This is a genomic window from Streptomyces sp. NPDC006458 (genome assembly GCF_040612135.1).
Lineage (GTDB): Bacteria > Actinomycetota > Actinomycetes > Streptomycetales > Streptomycetaceae > Streptomyces.
On sequence record NZ_JBEXPR010000009.1, the window covers coordinates 177,318 to 196,157 of the forward strand.

Sequence of the window (18,840 nt, forward strand, 5' to 3'; positions counted from 1 at the left end):
CGGGGGCCGCGAACCGGGGGCCCCGAACCGGGCCGGGCGGCACGTTGCCCGGCCCGGCTGAAGGGCTGTGGGAGGCATCACCAGAATTCCCGCAGGCCCCGACAGGCACGCATACTCATGGGGTGACCCAGAGCGCCCCTTCCGACACCGGGTACGACGCCGTCGTGCTCGCGGGAGGTGCCGCGCGGCGGCTCGGCGGGGCCGACAAGCCCGGAGTGCGGGTGGGCGGACGCGCGCTGCTCGACCGCGTGCTCACCGCCTGTGCGGACGCCGGGACGACGGTGGTCGTCGCCGATCCGCGGCCCACGGCCCGTCCCGTGCGCTGGGCCCGCGAGGAACCGCCCGGCGGCGGACCGCTCGCCGCGCTGGACGCCGGGCTGCGGCACACCGCCGCGCCCTACGCCGCCGTGCTCTCCGCCGATCTGCCCTTCCTGCGCGAGGGAACCGTCCACCGCCTGCTGGCCGCGGCACGGGCGGGCGGCACCGACGGTGTGCTGCTCGCCGACGCCGACGGCCGTGACCAGCCGCTGGTCGCCGTCTACCGGACAGCCGCCCTGCGTCAGGGCCTGGCCGTCCTCACCGCCGAGCACGGCTCGCTCACCGGGCTGCCGCTGCGCCGGCTGACCGCCGGGCTCGGTCTCACCCGCCTCACCGACCCCGTCGCGGCCTTCGACTGCGACACCTGGGACGACATCGCCACCGCCAGGGCCCGCATCAGGGAGCATGAGCACGTGTTGGACGAATGGATCTCCGCAGTCAAGGACGAGCTCGGCATCGACCTGGACGTCGACACCGGCCTCCTGCTCGACTTGGCCCGCGACGCCGCGCACGGCGTGGCCCGGCCCGCCGCGCCTCTGACCACCTTCCTCGTCGGCTACGCCGCAGCCCGCGCGGGCGGCGGACCCGAAGCGGTCGCCGAGGCCTCCCGCAAGGCCGCGGCCCTCGCCCTGCGCTGGGCCCAGGAGGACGCCGCCGACAGCAAGCCCGACGCCGCCCCCGGAACCTCCGCGGACGCCGGATGACCGCCCGAGGCCTGGGCCGGGACGCCGACGACTTCGACGTCGAGGAGGCCCTCGCCCTGGTGAAGCGGCCCAGCGGTACCGAAGCCGCCGTGCCCCCGCCGGCTTCGGGAGGCGGCCCGCACGCGCCGGAGCACCGGCACCGGGCCACCCCCTGGCCCGAGGCCCGCGCCATCGCCGCGCGTGCCGGGCGCGGGGTCGTGCGCCGCGCGCCCGTGCCGGTTCCCCTCGACGCCGCGCTCGGTCTCGTCCTGGCCGAGCCGCTCACCGCCCTGACCGACCTGCCCTCCTTCGACACCTCCGCCATGGACGGCTGGGCCGTCGCCGGACCCGGGCCCTGGGCCGTGCGGGACGAGGGCGTGCTGGCCGGGCACGCCGTGCCCGTCCGCCTGGACGACGGCGAGGCGGTGCGTATCGCCACCGGCGCCCGCATCCCCCCGGACACCACCGCCGTCCTGCGCAGCGAGCACGGCCACAAGGACGACAAGGGCCGTCTGCACCCCATCCGCGAGGTCGCCCACGGCCAGGACATCCGCCCGCGCGGCCAGGAGTGCCGCAGCGGTGACCAGCTCCTGGCCGTCGGCACACCGGTGACCCCCGCCGTGCTGGGCCTCGCCGCGGCCGCCGGATACGACACCCTCACCACCGTGGCCCGCCCCCGCGCCGAGGTGCTCGTCCTGGGTGACGAACTGCTCACCGACGGCCTGCCGCACGACGGACTGATCCGCGACGCGCTCGGCCCGATGCTGCCGCCCTGGCTGCGCGCGCTGGGCGCCGAGGTCGTCGCCGTGCGCCGCCTGGGTGACGACGCCGAAGCCCTGAAGGCGGCCGTCACCGCCAGCGACGCCGACCTCGTCGTCACCACCGGTGGCACCGCCGCCGGCCCCGTCGACCACGTCCACCCCACCCTGCGCGGTATCGGCGCCGAGCTGCTGGTGAACGGCGTGAAGGTGCGCCCCGGCCACCCCATGCTGCTGGCCCGCACCAAGGAGAACCAGCACCTGGTCGGCCTGCCCGGCAACCCCCTGGCGGCCGTCTCCGGGCTGCTGACCATCGCCGAGCCGCTGCTGCGCACCCTGGCCGCCCGACCGGCTCCGGAGCCGTACACGCTGCCGCTGCGGGACGCCGTGCACGGGCACCCGCACGACACCCGGCTCGTCCCGGTCTCCCTGCGCGCCGACCATGCAGTCCCGCTGCACTACAACGGCCCGGCGATGCTGCGCGGGATCGCGGCCGCCGACGCCCTGGCCGTCGTACCGCCCGGTGGTGCTCACCGGGGGCAGGAGGCGGAGCTGCTGGATCTGCCGTGGGCGACCGCGGGGATCGGCGTGTGTTTCACGTGAAACAGGGGGGAGTGCGGCGTTTCACGTGAAACGTCGCTGACCGGGTGGGTTTCGCCGCCCCGGTTCTGCACCGATTGCGCGCCAGTCTCCTCCGGTTACACGCCGGTCTGCACGCGTCCACTCCCGGTTCCCCCGGTCTGCGCCCGTTCCTTCCCCGGTCTGCACCCGTTCCCCTCACGCCTACTCAGGCTCCCCGACCGCGATGGCGCGCCGCACGGTGACCACCCGGTCACCGGCCCGCAGGGGCGCGGCGCGCTCGTCGGCGTAGTCCAGCACCTGGCGGCCGCGTACGACGGCCATGACCAGGTCGGCGCAGGCGCTGGGCGGCTGCCCGGTCTCGGTGCCGGTGACGGGCCGTTCGACGAGATCGAGTCCGTTGCCGAGGGTCATCAGGTCTTCCAGGGTCCGGGCCACGACCGGACTGACCATCGAGACACCGAGCAGCCGCCCGGCGGAGCTGGAGCTGGTGACCACGGTGTCGGCGCCGCTCTGCCGCAGCAGCGGCACGTTCTCGTCCTCCCGGGCGGCCACGACGATGGTGGCGTGCCGGTTCAGCTGGCGGACGGTGAGCGTGATCAGCGCGGCCGTGTCGTCGCGCTGCGGGGCCACGATCACCCGGGCCGCGGTCTGCACCTCGGCCTTCAGCAGCGTTTCGGACCGGGTCGCGTCACCGGTCACCGACACCAGCCCGTCGTCCCCGGCCGTGGTCGCCGCCTGGCGCTGCACGTCCACCACCACGATCCGGTCCTTGGTCACGCCCTGGCCGGTCAGGGTCTGCACCGCGTGCCGCCCCTTGGTGCCGTAGCCGACGACCACGATGTGGTCGCGGGTGCGCGAGCGCCAGCGGTGGATGCGGACCTGCTGACGGGTGCGTTCGGTGAGCACCTCCAGGGTGGTGCCGACCAGGATGATCAGGAACAGCACGCGCAGGGGCGTGATGATCAGGATGTTGATGAGCCGAGCGGAATCGCTGACGGGCGTGATGTCGCCGTATCCGGTGGTGGAGAGGGTGACGGTGGCGTAGTAGGCCGCGTCCAGCAGGCTGACGCTGCCGTCGGAGTTGTCGCTGTACCCGTCGCGGTCGGCGAAGACGATCAGTGTGGTGAGGGCCAGCACCCCCAGGGCGAGGGCCAGGCGCCGCAGGACCTGCTGGAGCGGGGGCAGGGTCGTGCCCGTCGGCATGACGATGGAGCGCCCGGCCTCGGCGTCGTCACGGGCCTCGGTGCGCGAGCGGTACCACAGTGACCGGAACATGAAGAACCTGGTCACTTTCGTCGGTCGTCTCTCGTCGTGCCTCATCGTGTGCCCCCACGGTCGTGATCGGTAAAACAATGCACCATGGTCGCGGGGCGGGCGCGTGCAGAGGCAGGCAACTCGTCCACCCGTGGATACAGCCGAGGAGGCCCTGTGCGTGACCACACCGTCGTCGTCGGATTCGGTACGAAGGGACGCACCGCGATCCGGACCGTCTGCGCGGCGGGGTTGGGGAAGGACCGGGTCGTCGTGATCGACCCGAGCGCCAAGGCGGTCGCCGCGGCGGTGGCGGAGGGCTTCGAGGCCGTGGCCGGGGACGCGACGCGCAGCGATGTGCTGCGCCAGGCCGAGGTGCAGCGGGCCAAGAAGATCATCGTCGCGACCCAGCGCGACGACACGGCCGTCCTGGTCGTGCTCACCGCCCGCCAGCTCAACCCCGGGGCGACGATCCTGGCCTCGGTCGCCGAGGAGGAGAACGCCCCGCTGCTGCGGCAGTCGGGCGCCGACGAGGTCGTCACCGGCGCGAGCGCGGCCGGCCGGCTGCTGGGCATGTCCGCCCTCAGCCCGTCCGCGGGTCTGGTCATGGAGGACCTGATGCGCCAGGGCAGCGGCCTCGACATGGTCGAACGGCCGGTCACCAAGGCGGAGTCGGGGCGGGGCCCGCGTGAACTGGCCCAGCCGGTGGTCAGCGTCGTACGCGGGCACCGGGTGCTGGCGTACGACGACCCGGCCATCGGCGTGCTGGAGCCGACGGACCGGGTCGTGGTGATCGTGCGCGCCGAGGGCGGTGTGCAGGGCGCGTGAGCGGCCGGGTCACTTGCGGTTGTAGAGCCGCATCGTGATCGGGCCGAAGACCAGCACGAACAGGGCGGCCCAGCCGAGGGTCCAGGCGATCTCGGCACCGGGCCAGTGGCCCGCCATCAGCTCGCGCACCGAGGTGGCGAGATGGGTGATGGGGCTGTTGTTGACGAACGCCTGGAGCCAGCCGGGCATCGTGTGCGGGTCGACGAAGACGTTGGACAGGAAGGTGAGCGGGAAGATCACCATCATGCTGACGCCCATCACCGACTTCTCGGAGCGCAGCATCAGCCCGAACATCGTCCAGATCCACGAGAACGAGAACGAGAAGACGATCAGCAGCGCCACCCCGGCGACGACACCGGCGAACCCGCCGTCCGGGCGGTAGCCGAGGATCAGGCCGACCGCGAGCATCACCGCGGACGCGATCGTGTAGCGCAGGGCGTCGCCGAGCAGATAGCCGACCATGGTCGACGGCCGCCAGATGGGCAGGGACCGGAAGCGGTCGAAGACGCCCTTCTCGATGTCGGTGTTCACCGAGACACCCGTGTACATCGTGATCATCACGACCGACATCACCAGGATGCCCGGCAGCAGGAACTGGATGTACTCCTTCGGCGACCCGGCCAGCGCCCCGCCGAACAGGTACGTGTACATCAGCACCATCATGATCGGGAACGCCGTGACGTCGAACAGCTGCTCCGGTACGTGCTTGATCTTCAGGACCGCGCGCCAGCCGAAGGTCAGCGACGCCGACAGGGCGCTGGGCCGGGGCGGGCGATCCTTGGCCACGAGCAGGGCGGCGAGCGACTCGGCCCTGACGGGGGCGAGATCGCCGGTCTCGGTGGTGGTCGTGGTGCTCATGCCGCCGCCTCGCCTTCCGTGTTGTCGTCGTTCTTGCCGTTTTCGTCGTTCTCGTCGGCGGGCCGAACCTGGGTGTCGTGTCCGGTCAGGGCGAGGAACACCTCGTCCAGGCTGGGCTGGCCCAGGGAGAAGTTGTCGACGGTGATGCCCCCGCGGGCCAGCTCGGCGAGCGCGCGGGCGGCCCGCTCGGCGGCGCCCCGACCGTTGTCCGCGCCCGCCCCGACGCGGGCCGTCAGCGCCACGGGATCGGGTTCGAGCTGGACGTCCGCGTCCAGGGCCAGCCGCAGGACCTGCTCGGCCGCGGGCCGCTGGGCCGCGTCGCGCAGCCGCAGATGGACCGAGCCGGCGCCGACCGAGGCCTTCAGCTCACCCTTGGTGCCCTCGGCGATCACCTTGCCGTGGTCGATGACGGCGATCCGGGACGCCAGCTGGTCGGCCTCGTCCAGGTACTGCGTGGTCAGCAGGACGGTGGTGCCCTGGGCGACCACGGCCCGCACGATGTCCCACACCTGGTTGCGGCTGCGCGGGTCCAGACCGGTGGTCGGCTCGTCGAGGAACAGCAGGTCGGGGGTGTTGAGGATGGACGCGGCGATGTCGATACGGCGCCGCATGCCGCCCGAGTAGTGCTTGACCTGCCTTCCGGCGGCCTCGGTCAGTCCGAACGCCTCCAGCAGCTGGGCGGACCGCTCGCGCGCGGCCTTCTTGTGGTGGCCGAGGAGCCGGCCGAGCAGGACGAGGTTCTCCGTGCCGGTGAGGTCCTCGTCGACCGAGGCGTACTGCCCGGTCAGGCTGACCCGGCCGCGCACCTCGTCGGCCTCGCGCACGACGTCGTGGCCGAAGACATGGGCTTCGCCACCGTCGGGCCTGAGCAGGGTGGCGAGCATCTTGACCGTGGTGGTCTTTCCGGCGCCGTTCGGGCCGAGGACGCCGTAGACCGTGCCGGTCGGCACGGCGAGGTCGACGCCGTCGACGGCCCTGGTCTCACCGAACGTCTTCACCAGGCCCGCGGTCTCGATGGCCAGGCCTGAGGTCTGCTGGCTCATGGTGGGATGTCCTTCCGCGTACGTGGGCTACGCATGGGGAGACCTTTACCGTCGCGCAAACTCATCGGTCGCGCACGGGGTTTTCGCCGCGGTCCGGTCGAAGGGCGGAGGGGACCGGGACCTCGGACGCAGGACCGGCGGGTCGTCGCGGCGGGGAGCGGCGGGGCCGCGCGCCGGGAGACGGCGGGTCCGTACGGCGGGGAGCAGCGGGTTCGCGCGGCGACGAAATGGCGGGTCCGTACGGCGGGGAGCGGCGGGTTCGCGCGGCGACGAAATGGCGGGTCCGTACGGCGGGGAGCGGCGGGTTCGCGCGGTAGGGAGCGGTGGGGGGAGGACGGCGCGCCGGGGGTGGACGCAGTAGCGTCCGTTTCATGTATGCGATCACGATTCCCGAACCTGGTGGGCCCGAGGCTCTGGTCTGGGCCGAGGTGGCCGACCCGGTACCCGGGCTGGGCGAGGTGCTCGTCGACGTGACGGCCAGTGCCGTCAACCGGGCCGACATCCTGCAGCGGCGCGGCTTCTACGACCCGCCGCCCGGCGCGTCCCCCTACCCCGGCCTGGAGTGCTCCGGGCGGATCGCCGCGCTCGGCACGGGTGTGTCCGGCTGGTCCGTCGGCGACGAGGTGTGCGCGCTGCTCTCCGGCGGCGGCTACGCCGAGAAGGTCGCCGTCCCGGCGGGCCAGCTGCTGCCCGTGCCCAAGGGCGTCTCCCTCACGCGGGCGGCCGCGCTGCCCGAGGTCGTCTGCACGGTGTGGTCGAACGTGTTCATGATCTCCCACCTGCGCCCCGGCGAGACCCTGCTCGTGCACGGCGGCTCCAGCGGCATCGGCACCATGGCCATCCAGCTGGCCAAGGCCGTCGGCGCGAAGGTCGCCGTCACGGCCGGTACGCGGGAGAAGCTGGATCGGTGCGCCGAGCTGGGCGCGGACATCCTGATCGACTACAAGCAGCAGGACTTCGTCGAGGAGGTCGCGAAGGCCACCGACGGGGCCGGGGCCGACGTCATCCTCGACAACATGGGCGCCAAGTACCTGGACCGCAATGTGCGGACCCTGGCCGTCAACGGCCGTCTGGCCGTCATCGGCATGCAGGGCGGCGTCCAGGGCGAGCTGAACATCGCGGCCCTGCTGCAGAAGCGCGCCGTCATCAGCGCGGCCTCGCTGCGCGCCCGTCCGCTGGAGGAGAAGGCGGCCATCGTCGCCGCGGTGCGCGAGCATGTCTGGCCTCTTCTCGACGCCGGGCGCGTCCGCCCTGTCGTGGACCGCGAGCTGCCGATGGACGACGCGGCCTCGGGGCACCGGCTGCTGGAGGAGAGCGGCCATGTGGGCAAGGTCCTGCTGGTGACGCCTTAGCGCGGCCGCGCACGGAAGGGCTTCGTACGGAGCTGTCCGTATGGGCCGGGTGGTGCCGGGTGCTGCCGGGTGCTGCCGGTGTGCGCGTGCGGTGGCGTCGTGGTTGGTTGCGCAGTTCCCCGCGCCCCTGAGAGGCGGCGGTGTCGTGGCTGGTTGCGCAGTTCCTCGCGCCCCTGAGACGCGATGGCGCCGTGGCTGGTCGCGCAGTTCCCCGCGCCCCTGAGACGCGGTGGCGTTGTGGCTGGTCGCGCAGTTCCTCGCGCCGCCAGGGTGCGGTGGCGTTGTGGCTGGTCGCGCCGTTCCCCGCGCCCCTAAGAGGTGGCGGTGTCGTGGCTGGTTGCGTGGTTTCCCGCGCTTCCACGATGGGGCGGTGTCAGTCGGCAAGGGGCGCGGGGAACTGCGCGATCAGCCCCCACCGGCCCGCGGTCGCGAACACCGCCGCGGCTTTCCGCACCACCCCCACCGGGGCAGCAGGGCGTTAACCCCGCCGCAGCCGCAGGCCGACGAACGCCAGCCCCAGCCCGAGGCCGATGAGCACCAGGCCGCTGCCGAGCGGCAGTACCTCCAGTACGGGCTCGGCGCGGACACCGGCCTGCGGCGCGATGGGCTGCGTGGAGGCCGGGGGCACGGCTGCCGAGGGCGGCCGGGCCGAGGCCTGCGGGGCGCTGGGGCCCACGGAGCCGGTGTCGGAGCCCTGCTCCTCGTCCGCCTCCTCGTCCGCGCCCGAGTCCTCCGCCGGATCCTCAGCCGCCTCGTCGGCGCGGCCCGTGTTCGCCGCGCCCTCCTCTTCCTGGGCCGACTCGGCGTTCTCGGGTTCCTCGGGCTTCAGCGCGTCCTCGCGCCGTCCCGGACGATCCTGGCCCTCTCCGGCCCTGCTCCCGGCCCGGGAGGACTCGGCGGCGGGGTGACGGCCCTCGTCGGCCGCCCTGGCCGACTCCTCGGCGCGGGGCCCATGGGCAGCGGGCCGATGGGCGGGGCCGGAGCCGTGGAAGGAGGGGGAGGGCAGGGCGGAGCCGTCCCGTCCCTCCCAGCCGGGCGAGGCCAGGCCACGAACGGGCGGCGAGGCGCCGCCCGGCCGATCGGGCCGTCCGCCCTCGGCCAACGGCCTCACCGGCTCCGCGCCCACGCCGGCCCGCGGCATCCCGGCCGACGCCCCGACGACCGGTACCCCGGCCCACGTCGCCCCGACCACCCGCACCCCGGCCGTCACCGACCCGCGCGGTCCCGCCGCGGCCACACCCGGTGCGGCACACACACCGATCACTCCGGTCACCAGCACGACCGGTACCAGCCCCCGTACCCTCGTCCCCCAAGGCCAACGGTTCACCCCCCTACCCTCACACCACCGCCCCGCCCCGGCATGTCGGGCTGCGCCATGCTGCCGAACCCCGGCACCCCGTGCCGCGAACGAATTCCCGCGGAAACGGTGGATCACCTGCCGCAGGGGGCACCACGATGATGAGCTGTACGGGTGCGAGAGAATGGCGGCATGGAGATGCCGAGGAACGAAAGGTCGCCGGAGAACCCGCAGATCCTGGTCGTGGGCCAGGACGGCATGGCGCTCAGCGGTGGCAACGGGGACGAGGACTCCCGCGAGATCCCGGTGACGGAGCAGGTCGAGCAGCCTGCCAAGGTCATGCGGATCGGCAGCATGATCAAGCAGCTGCTGGAGGAGGTGCGCGCGGCTCCCCTCGACGAGGCCAGCCGGGCCCGGCTGAAGGAGATCCACCGCAGCTCCGTGAAGGAGCTGGAGGACGGTCTGGCGCCGGAGCTGGTGGAGGAGCTGGAGCGGTTGTCGCTGCCCTTCTCGGACGGCTCGACCCCCTCCGACTCGGAACTGCGGATCGCGCAGGCGCAGCTGGTCGGCTGGCTGGAGGGCCTCTTCCACGGCATCCAGACCACGCTGTTCGCCCAGCAGATGGCCGCGCGGGCCCAGTTGGAGCAGATGCGCCGTGCTCTCCCGCCGGGCGTGGGCCACGAGGGCGAGGAGCACATGGGCGGCCGCTCGGGCGGCCCTTACCTCTGAGAAGCGGCCCGCCGCCAGGAACCCCCGTGCGTCGGGCCCCCGTGCGTCGGAACCCCCATGCGCCGGAACCCCCATGCGCCGGAACCCCCATGCGCCGGAACCCCGTGCGTCGGAACCCCGTGCGTCGGAACCCCCAGGCATCGGGAACCCGGTGCTCCGGGCCCCAGCCCGGAAAGCCCCCACCACACCCCACCGAGCCGCAGGACGTCAGAAAGGCCCGGCCGCAACTGAGCGGCTGGGCCTTCCGTCTCACATGCCGGGATTCCCGGCGACGACTTTCAGGACTCCGTCGGATTGCCCGTCGAGACGCTCAGCTGGATGTCGCCCGGGTCCTTGGGGTCGACGTCCGTGCCCGGCGACGGGAACTGCTCCAGGACCGTGCCGTCGCCCCAGGTGTTGTTGTCGACGTCCTTCTTCGTCAGGCTCCAGCCCGCCGCCTGGAGGCACTGCCGCACCGAGGTGATGTCCTTGAACCGGAAGTCGGGGATCTTCACCTTGTCCGGGTCGTTGTAGGACTCCACCGGCTCGCTGCACTGGGTCGAGTCGATGGTGCGGGAGGTGTCCGGCGGCCGGTAGCCCTCCTTCTGGGTGGCGGACGCGGAGGCGCTGGCCCCGCCGCCCTTGCCCTCGTCCTTGCCGTCCCCGCCGCCCAGCGTCAGCGCGGCGATCAGCCCGCCGACGGCGGCCATGGAGACCATGATCGAGCCGCTGATCACCGACCGGTTGCTCTTGCGGCCCCCGCCCGGTGAGGACGGGTGCGGATGCGGGGTGATGTTGTACGGCGGCGGCGTCGACGCCCCCGGCGCGTACCCGCCGGCGGTGTGCGGCTGCTGGTAACCGCCCTGCTGAGGATAGCCGTAGGCCGGAGCGGGAGCCGGGGTGGGCGCCGGGGTGCTGTACGGGTTCGCCGGCGTCGGCTGGTACGGCGTCTGCACCGGGCCGGTGGGCGCCGGGGTCGCCTGGTCGACCGGCGGGAAGACCGCCGAGCCCACGCCCGCGCCGCTGGCCGTCGGGGCGCCGGGGACGATGCTCGGCGGGGCCGCGTGGAAGGAGGCCGCTACCCGCAGACACTCGTCGCGCATGGAGACGGCGGTCGGGAAGCGCTCGTTCGGGTTCTTCTTCAGCGCGCGGGTGATCAGCGCGTCCACGGCCGGCGGCAGCGCGCGGTTGATGGAGGAGGCCGCCACCGGCTCCTCCTGCACATGCGCGTACGCGATGGCCAACGGCGAGTCCGCCTCGAACGGCAGCCGCCCGGTGACCAGTTGGAACAGCATGATGCCGACCGAGTAGAGGTCGGAGCGGGCGTCCACGCCACGGCCGAGGGCCTGTTCGGGCGAGAGGTACTGCGGGGTGCCGACGACCATGCCGGTCTGGGTCATCGAGGTGACCCCGGACTGCATGGCGCGCGCGATGCCGAAGTCCATGACCTTGACCACACCGCGCTTGGTCATCATGACGTTGCCGGGCTTGATGTCGCGGTGGACCAGCCCCATCTCGTGGCTGATCTCCAGCGCCGCGAGCACGTCCGCGGTGATCTTCAGGGCCTTGTCGGCGGGCATCGCGCCGAACTGCCGTACGTCCTCGTCGAGCACGGAGCCGAGCGGGCGGCCCTCGACGTACTCCATGACGATGTACGGCGTCGTCATGCCGCCGACCTCGTCCTCGCCGGTGTCGAAGACGGAGACGATGTTGGTGTGCGTGAGCTTGGCCACGGCCTGCGCCTCGCGGCGGAACCGCTCGCGGAAGGCTGCCTCGCGGCCCAGCTCGGTGTGCAGCGTCTTGATCGCCACCTGGCGGTCCAGGACACTGTCGTACGCGAGGTGCACCGCGGCCATACCGCCCTGGCCGAGCAGGTCGCGCAGTTGGTAGCGGCCGCCGGCGAGCGCCCGCGCCGGGTAACGGTCCTGTGCGCCGTCCTGGCTCATCTTTCAGCGTCCCCCATTGGCGCCGGCAACAGCGGCTGCTGTGCTCCCGCGTGATCGAAAACAGTTATTCCCGGCCAAGTCTGCCCCAGGGCAGTGACACGTCAAGCTCGATGCCCGTTCCGTGACCGTACGCGAAAGAAGCGTCGCGGAAGCGTTACAGCGCTCGTACGGGCGGTACAGGGGATTTGCGCCACGGCTGGAAATCACGGTTTGATGACCGGTCGGTCTTCTGTCCGTGACGGCGCCATCCCGGACCGGCGGCTCGCGCGGAGGCTGTAGCGTGGCCGACGGAGACCGTAACAACACCGCGCGCACCGCGGGCAGAAATGACGGCGAGGACTGATGGCACAGCAGCAGCGCGCTCAGGGCCCGTCCGAACCCGAGGCGACTGGCGGCGGCATGTCGGACGCGCCGGAAGTCTGGGGCAACGGAGGGCTTGTGGGGGACGGCCGGTACCGGCTGACCCACAGGCTCGGCCGGGGCGGCATGGCGGAGGTGTTCGCCGCAGAGGACGTACGCCTCGGCCGCACCGTCGCCGTCAAGCTGCTGCGCGCCGACCTGGCCGAAGACCCCGTCTCCAAGGCCCGGTTCACCCGTGAGGCACAGTCGGTCGCCGGGCTCAACCACCATGCCATCGTCGCCGTGTACGACTCCGGCGAGGACCGGGTCGGCGGCCAGGCGGTGCCGTACATCGTGATGGAGCTGGTCGAGGGCCGCACCATCCGCGACCTGCTGCTCAACGCCGAGGCGCCGGGCCCGGAGCAGGCCCTGATCATCGTGTCGGGTGTGCTGGAGGCGCTGGCGTACTCGCACCAGCACGGCATCGTGCACCGCGACATCAAGCCCGCGAACGTCATCATCACGCACAGCGGCGCCGTGAAGGTCATGGACTTCGGCATCGCGCGCGCCCTGCACGGCGCCTCGACGACGATGACGCAGACCGGCATGGTCATGGGCACCCCGCAGTACCTGTCCCCTGAGCAGGCCCTCGGCAAGGCCGTCGACCACCGCTCCGACCTGTACGCGACCGGCTGCCTGCTCTACGAACTCCTCGCGCTGCGCCCGCCGTTCGTCGGTGAGACCCCGCTGTCGGTGGTCTACCAGCACGTCCAGGACATCCCGGTGCCGCCGTCGGAGGTCTCCGACGCCTCGCCGCCGGAGCTGGACGGCATGGCGATGCGTGCGCTGGCCAAGGAACCCGACGACCGCTTCCAGACCGCCGAGGAGATGCGCGGTCTGATGCAGTACGCGCTCCAGATGCTCTACGACCAGGGCGGTCACACCGGCACCTGGAACACCGGCCCGGTGGACATGCACGAGGGCCGCCACACCCCGGCCGGGGGTCTGGCCGGTACGTCGGTGCTGCCGCACCCGATGGACGGCGCGGGCACCACGCAGATCCCGCAGCCGATCCTGCAGCCGTACGGGCGCGGGCACGGGGACGACGGGGGCTTCGAGGGGCACGGCAACCGGGGCAGCGGCCGCGGCAAGCTGTGGATTCTGGCGGTCCTGGCGGTGATCGCCATCGCGGGCGGTGTCGCGCTCGCGCTGCAGAACGCCGGTGACGGCAAGGGCGGCGCGGGCAACTCCCCCTCTCCGACGGTCTCGCAGACCACCGAGGACGACAAGGCCAGCGACGAGCCGACCGAGGAGCCGACCGAGGAGCCGACCGAGGAGCCGACGGACGACGACAACGGCAGCGGAGGCAGCTGGGGCTCCACCCCGACCCCGACGCCGTCGTGGACGCCGTCCACCTCCCCCTCGGCCTCGCCGAGCGGTGAGCCGACGGACACGGAGCCGACGGACACGGAGCCGACCGCCCCGCAGTCGACCGCCCCGCAGCCGACGGACACGGCCCCGACCGGCACTCCGCCGACGGAGACGGGCGGCGCGGACATCGGCGGCCTCGGCGGCTGAACCGCGGGCGCCCGCACCAGGCGGAGAACGGGGCTCCACCCGCACGCGTGGGGCCCCGTTCCGCTGTCCGGGTGCACTCCGCGGCGCCCGTCGAGCGTCGCTCACCCGAACGGGTGCGGACCCTCTTCGCCCTGGTGGGAACGCGTGTGCGTCCCTGATGAAAGGGGGAGCGCACTGCCGTCGGAACTGCACAAAGGCGCCACTCCTATTTATTACTGACCAGTTGGTTCACCTGGGCTTCACTCCAAGAAGACTCTTCCCGTGGCCTGGTTCACCGGGATAACGTGCCGTAGTTCCGGCCCCCTGCAAGGCTGTGACCAGGCGTTGTTCCAGGCATTCGCGATTTACTTGGAAATCCAAGCAAAATCGCAGGTCAGGAGGCATTTCACAGAAATGTGGCGTACTGGGTAACGTGCTTTTTGCAGGGTGCTCGCCGGGGCACCTGTCACTCCTGTCTCCTACGAGCCGCACCCACCCCGTGCGCCCGTAGGGCCCACAGGTGAGCCGCACTGGCGCCCGGCGAACCCGGGAGCCGGACCGACGGAGGAGCACACGTGAGCGTGGAGAGCACTGCCGCGCGCAAGCCGCGAGGCGGCGCCGGAAGCAAGGCCGGCACCACCGGTACCAAGCGCACCACCCGCGCGAGCAGCAGGAAGAGCGACGAGCCCGAGCTCGTGCAGCTGCTGACGCCCGAGGGCGAGCGCGTCAAGAACGCCGAGTACGACAAGTACGTCGCCGGCATCACCCCCGAGGAGCTCCGCGGCCTGTACCGCGACATGGTGCTCACCCGACGCTTCGACGCCGAGGCCACCTCCCTGCAGCGGCAGGGCGAGCTGGGCCTGTGGGCGTCGCTGCTCGGCCAGGAGGCCGCCCAGATCGGCTCCGGCCGCGCCACCCGCGAGGACGACTACGTCTTCCCGACCTACCGTGAGCACGGCGTCGCCTGGTGCCGCGGGGTCGACCCGGCCAACCTGCTCGGCATGTTCCGCGGCGTGAACAACGGCGGCTGGGACCCCAACAGCAACAACTTCCAGCTGTACACGATCGTCATCGGCTCCCAGACGCTGCACGCCACCGGCTACGCCATGGGCATCACCAAGGACGGCGCCGACAGCGCGGTCATCGCCTACTTCGGCGACGGCGCCTCCAGCCAGGGCGATGTGAGCGAGGCGTTCAACTTCGCCGCGGTCTACAACGCGCCGGTCGTGTTCTTCTGCCAGAACAACCAGTGGGCGATCTCCGAGTCCAACGAGAAGCAGACCCGTGTGCCGCTCTACCAGCGCGCGCAGGGCTTCGGCTTCCCCGGCGTCCGGGTGGACGGCAACGACGTGCTGGCCTCCCTCGCCGTCACCCGCTGGGCGCTGGAGCGTGCCCGGCGCGGCGAGGGCCCGGCGCTGATCGAGGCGTGGACCTACCGCATGGGCGCCCACACCACCTCCGACGACCCCACCCGCTACCGCCACGACGACGAGCGCCAGGCCTGGGAGGCCAAGGACCCGATCCTGCGCCTTCGCCGGTTCCTGGAGGCCTCGGGCCACGCGGACGAGGGCTTCTTCGCGGAGCTGGAGGCCGAGTCGGAGGCGTTGGGCAAGCGAGTGCGTGAGGCGGTCCGCGCCATGCCGGACCCGGACCACTTCGCCATCTTCGAGAACGTGTACGCGGACGGGCACGCGCTCGTCGACGAGGAGCGCGCCCAGTTCGCCGCCTACCAGGCGTCGTTCGCGGACGTAGAGGGGGCCTGACATGGCTGCGGAGAAGATGGCCCTGGCCAAGGCGATCAACGAGTCGCTGCGCCGCGCCCTGGAGACCGACCCCAAGGTCCTCATCATGGGCGAGGACGTCGGCAAGCTCGGCGGTGTGTTCCGGGTGACGGACGGCCTGCAGAAGGACTTCGGCGAGGACCGTGTCATCGACACCCCGCTCGCGGAGTCCGGCATCCTCGGCACCGCGATCGGTCTCGCCCTGCGCGGCTACCGCCCGGTGGTGGAGATCCAGTTCGACGGCTTCGTCTTCCCGGCGTACGACCAGATCGTCACGCAGCTCGCGAAGATGCACGCCCGCTCGCTCGGCACGGTCAAGCTGCCCGTCGTCGTGCGCATCCCCTACGGCGGTGGCATCGGCGCGGTCGAGCACCACTCGGAGTCCCCCGAGGCGCTGTTCGCGCACGTGGCGGGCCTGAAGGTGGTCACCCCGTCCAATGCGTCCGACGCGTACTGGATGATGCAGCAGGCCATCCAGAGCGACGACCCGGTGATCTTCTTCGAGCCCAAGCGGCGCTACTGGGACAAGGGCGAGGTCAACGCCGAGGCCATCCCCGGCCCGCTGCACAAGGCGCAGATCGCGCGCGAGGGCACCGACCTGACCCTCGCCGCGTACGGCCCGATGGTGAAGACCTGCCTGGAGGTCGCCGCCGCTGCCGCCGAGGAGGGCAGGTCCCTGGAGGTCCTGGACCTGCGCTCGGTCTCCCCGCTCGACTTCGACGCCATCCAGACCTCGGTGGAGAAGACCCGCCGCCTGGTCGTGGTCCACGAGGCGCCGGTGTTCTTCGGCTCCGGCGCGGAGATCGCCGCCCGGATCACCGAGCGCTGCTTCTACCACCTGGAGGCCCCGGTGCTCCGGGTCGGCGGCTACCACGCCCCGTACCCGCCGGCCCGCCTGGAGGAGGAGTACCTGCCGGGCCTGGACCGGGTGCTCGACGCCGTCGACCGTGCCCTGGCGTACTGAGGAGAGGGTCGTGACGACGATGACTGAAGCGTCCGTGCGCGAGTTCAAGATGCCCGACGTGGGCGAGGGACTCACCGAGGCCGAGATCCTCAAGTGGTACGTCCAGGTCGGTGACACCGTCACCGACGGCCAGGTGGTGTGCGAGGTCGAGACCGCCAAGGCGGCCGTCGAACTGCCCATCCCCTACGACGGTGTGGTGCGCTCCCTGCACTTCCCCGAGGGCACCACGGTCGACGTGGGCACGTCCATCATCGCGGTGGACGTCTCCGGCGGCGCCGCCCCCGCCGAGCCGGCCGCGCCCGCCCCCGTCCAGGAGCCGGTCCCGGCCGTCGAGGAGGAGGCCGAGCCGCAGCGCCGCCAGCCGGTCCTCGTGGGCTACGGCGTGGCCGCCACCTCCACCAAGCGCCGCCCGCGCAAGGGCACGGAGGCCAAGGCGGTCCAGGCCGCAGTGCAGGCCGAGCTGAACGGCCGCGCCCCCGCGGCCCCGGCCCCCGCCGCCCCGGCTCCCGCGGCCCCGGCTCCCGCGCCCGCCGCCCCGGCCGGGGAGCGCCCGCTGGCCAAGCCGCCGGTGCGCAAGCTCGCCAAGGACCTGGGAGTCGACCTGGCCACGGTCGTCCCGACCGGCCCGGACGGCATCATCACCCGTGAGGACGTGCACAAGGCGGCGGCTCCCGAGCCGCAGGCCCCGGCTCCGGCCGCCGTGCCGGCCCCGGCGGCCGTCGCCCCCGCGGCCGCGCCCCAGGCGTCGTCCGACACCGGGCGCGAGACCCGTATCCCGGTCAAGGGCGTCCGCAAGGCGACGGCCGCGGCGATGGTCGGCTCGGCGTTCACCGCGCCGCACGTCACCGAGTTCGTCACGGTCGACGTCACGCGCACGATGAGGCTCGTCGAGGAGCTCAAGCAGGACAAGGAGATGCAGGGGCTGCGGGTCAACCCGCTGCTGCTGGTCGCCAAGGCCCTGCTGGTCGCCATCAGGCGCAACCCGGACATCAACGCGTCCTGGGACGAGGCGAACCAGGAGATCGTGCTCAAGCGCTACGTCAACCTGGGCATCGCCGCGGCCACCCCGCGCGGTCTGATCGTGCCGAACATCAAGGACGCGCACGACAAGACGCTGCCGCAGCTCGCTGAGGCGCTGGGTGAACTGGTGTCCACCGCGCGCGAGGGCAGGACCTCGCCCGCGGCGATGCAGGGCGGCACCGTGACGATCACCAACGTCGGCGTCTTCGGCGTCGACACCGGCACCCCGATCCTCAACCCGGGCGAGTCGGCGATCCTCGCGGTCGGCGCGATCAAGCTCCAGCCGTGGGTCCACAAGGGCAAGGTGAAGCCGCGTCAGGTGACCACTCTGGCGCTGTCCTTCGACCACCGCCTGGTCGACGGCGAGCTCGGCTCCAAGGTGCTCGCGGACCTCGCGGCGATCCTGGAGCAGCCCAAGCGGCTGATCACCTGGGCGTGAGCCCGTAGCTGACACACGGAAGGGGCCCGTCGCCACTCAGGCGACGGGCCCCTTCCGTCATTGCGTGCCGGTGCGTCAGCTGATGCGGGCGTAGCCGTAGGTGATCAGCTTCTTCACGTCCGCCGTGCGGTTGGCCTCCGAGGAGGAGGACAGGACGGCGCCCATGACCTGCTCGCCGTTGAGCGTGGCGGCGAAGACCAGGCAGTACTTGGCGTCGGGGCCGGAGCCGGTCTTGACGCCGAGCGTGCCGTTCCAGCCGAGCAGGGTGTTGGTGTTGTTCCAGGGCGCCATCGTGCGGATGGAGCCGGTCTTGGTGACCGTCTTGGCCGTGTACGACTTCGTCTTCACGACGGCCCGGAACGTGGTGCTCTTCATCGTGCTGCGCGCGAGCTTCGTCAGGTCGCGCGGCGTCGAGTAGTTGGAGCCGTTGCTGATGCCGTCGAACGAGTCGAAGTGCGTGTTGGTCATGCCCAGGCTCTTGGCCATGGTGTTCATCTTGCCGATGAAGTTGGCGGTGCGGGCCTTGACCGTCGTGCCGGTGCCGAACTTGTCGGCGAGGGCCATCGCGGCGTCACAGCCGGACGGCAGCATCATCCCGTAGAGGAGCTGGCGGACGCTCACCTTGTCGCCGACGATCAGCCGGGCCGACGAGGCGCCCTTGGAGACGATGTAGTCGCTGACCTCCTTCCGGATCGTGACCTTGGTGTCCAGGTTCAGGTTCGCCTGCGAGAGCACGACCTTGGCCGTCATGATCTTGGTGGTGGAGGCCGTCAGCCTCTTGGTGTCGCCGTACTTCGTGTACAGCGTCGCACCGGTCGCGGCGTTCATCACGAACCCGCCCTTGGCGGTGATGGTGGGCACCGTGAGGGCCTGCGCGGGAGCGGCGACGGCCGCGCCCGCGGCGATCATCGCGCCGGTGGTGAGCCCGACCGTGATGGCTCTGCGGATCCGGGCGCCCGAAATGCTACTCATCAAGAGAATTACCCCGAATTTTATCGTCAAGTCTCTTTTGTCGCGTCCGAGTTGAGAGGGTGCAACAGGGCCGCAAAGGTGAGACACACGGGGGCGCTGAATGGTTGTGCTCCGATTCCAGGGATTCTCGGTCCCGGATCCTGG

The 18,840-nt window shown here is 72.0% G+C and carries 15 protein-coding genes; 9 read left to right on the forward strand and 6 right to left on the reverse strand.

Annotated elements, in window-relative coordinates; all coding sequences use genetic code 11:
* Positions 1-122 precede the first annotated feature (122 nt).
* A complete protein-coding gene (locus ABZZ79_RS14795; RefSeq protein ID WP_356689308.1) occupies positions 123-1,022 on the forward strand; it encodes an NTP transferase domain-containing protein in 900 nt (299 codons plus the stop codon).
* The gene (locus tag ABZZ79_RS14800) at positions 1,019-2,362 is read left to right on the forward strand and encodes a molybdopterin molybdotransferase MoeA (RefSeq protein WP_356689309.1); all 1,344 of its coding nucleotides are present in this window, start codon (positions 1,019-1,021) and stop codon (positions 2,360-2,362) included. The genes ABZZ79_RS14795 and ABZZ79_RS14800 overlap by 4 nt, the downstream gene beginning before the upstream one ends.
* A gap of 180 nt (positions 2,363-2,542) precedes the next feature.
* Here ABZZ79_RS14800 and ABZZ79_RS14805 read toward each other — a convergent pair whose 3' ends face one another.
* Complete coding sequence (locus ABZZ79_RS14805) at positions 2,543-3,616, reverse strand: potassium channel family protein (RefSeq protein WP_356689310.1); 1,074 nt, start codon at positions 3,614-3,616, stop codon at positions 2,543-2,545.
* A gap of 153 nt (positions 3,617-3,769) precedes the next feature.
* On the opposite strand from ABZZ79_RS14805, the gene ABZZ79_RS14810 reads away from it, so the two are divergent.
* The gene (locus tag ABZZ79_RS14810; RefSeq protein WP_356689311.1) at positions 3,770-4,420 is read left to right on the forward strand and encodes an NAD-binding protein; all 651 of its coding nucleotides are present in this window, start codon (positions 3,770-3,772) and stop codon (positions 4,418-4,420) included.
* A 9-nt stretch (positions 4,421-4,429) separates the two neighbouring features.
* Here the strand turns inward: ABZZ79_RS14810 and ABZZ79_RS14815 are convergent, their stop codons facing one another.
* Positions 4,430-5,278, reverse strand: a complete 849-nt coding sequence (locus tag ABZZ79_RS14815; protein WP_356689312.1) for an ABC transporter permease — start codon at positions 5,276-5,278, stop codon at positions 4,430-4,432.
* Positions 5,275-6,321 (reverse strand): ATP-binding cassette domain-containing protein, encoded by a 1,047-nt coding sequence (locus ABZZ79_RS14820; protein ID WP_356689313.1) that lies wholly within the window; start codon positions 6,319-6,321, stop codon positions 5,275-5,277. The genes ABZZ79_RS14815 and ABZZ79_RS14820 overlap by 4 nt, the downstream gene beginning before the upstream one ends.
* Positions 6,322-6,692: 371 nt before the next feature.
* Between ABZZ79_RS14820 and ABZZ79_RS14825 the strand changes: the two genes are divergently transcribed.
* Positions 6,693-7,673 (forward strand): NAD(P)H-quinone oxidoreductase, encoded by a 981-nt coding sequence (locus ABZZ79_RS14825; protein WP_356689314.1) that lies wholly within the window; start codon positions 6,693-6,695, stop codon positions 7,671-7,673.
* A 478-nt stretch (positions 7,674-8,151) separates the two neighbouring features.
* Here ABZZ79_RS14825 and ABZZ79_RS14830 read toward each other — a convergent pair whose 3' ends face one another.
* Entirely contained in the window at positions 8,152-8,952 is an 801-nt protein-coding gene (locus tag ABZZ79_RS14830; RefSeq protein WP_356689315.1) for a hypothetical protein, read from the reverse strand.
* A 210-nt stretch (positions 8,953-9,162) separates the two neighbouring features.
* Here ABZZ79_RS14830 and ABZZ79_RS14835 point away from each other — a divergent pair, with 210 nt between their 5' ends.
* Complete coding sequence (locus ABZZ79_RS14835; RefSeq protein WP_356689316.1) at positions 9,163-9,699, forward strand: bacterial proteasome activator family protein; 537 nt, start codon at positions 9,163-9,165, stop codon at positions 9,697-9,699.
* A 278-nt stretch (positions 9,700-9,977) separates the two neighbouring features.
* Here the strand turns inward: ABZZ79_RS14835 and ABZZ79_RS14840 are convergent, their stop codons facing one another.
* Positions 9,978-11,624, reverse strand: coding sequence for a protein kinase (locus ABZZ79_RS14840; protein WP_356689317.1), 1,647 nt, complete (start codon positions 11,622-11,624; stop codon positions 9,978-9,980).
* Positions 11,625-11,966: 342 nt separating this feature from the next.
* Between ABZZ79_RS14840 and ABZZ79_RS14845 the strand changes: the two genes are divergently transcribed.
* From ABZZ79_RS14845 to ABZZ79_RS14860, 4 genes are all read left to right on the forward strand, one after another.
* Positions 11,967-13,541 carry a protein kinase gene (locus ABZZ79_RS14845; RefSeq protein WP_356689318.1) on the forward strand — a complete coding sequence of 525 codons (1,575 nt, stop codon included), beginning with the start codon at positions 11,967-11,969 and terminating at the stop codon, positions 13,539-13,541.
* Positions 13,542-14,095: 554 nt separating this feature from the next.
* Positions 14,096-15,283: a pyruvate dehydrogenase (acetyl-transferring) E1 component subunit alpha gene (gene pdhA / locus ABZZ79_RS14850; RefSeq protein ID WP_356689319.1), complete on the forward strand. Its 1,188-nt coding sequence runs from the start codon at positions 14,096-14,098 to the stop codon at positions 15,281-15,283.
* 1 nt (position 15,284) lies between these two features.
* Positions 15,285-16,265, forward strand: coding sequence for an alpha-ketoacid dehydrogenase subunit beta (locus ABZZ79_RS14855; RefSeq protein WP_356689320.1), 981 nt, complete (start codon positions 15,285-15,287; stop codon positions 16,263-16,265).
* A 10-nt stretch (positions 16,266-16,275) separates the two neighbouring features.
* A complete protein-coding gene (locus ABZZ79_RS14860; RefSeq protein WP_356689321.1) occupies positions 16,276-17,724 on the forward strand; it encodes a dihydrolipoamide acetyltransferase family protein in 1,449 nt (482 codons plus the stop codon).
* Positions 17,725-17,799: 75 nt separating this feature from the next.
* Here the strand turns inward: ABZZ79_RS14860 and ABZZ79_RS14865 are convergent, their stop codons facing one another.
* A complete protein-coding gene (locus ABZZ79_RS14865) occupies positions 17,800-18,696 on the reverse strand; it encodes a serine hydrolase (RefSeq protein WP_356689322.1) in 897 nt (298 codons plus the stop codon).
* Between the last annotated feature and the right edge of the window lie 144 nt (positions 18,697-18,840).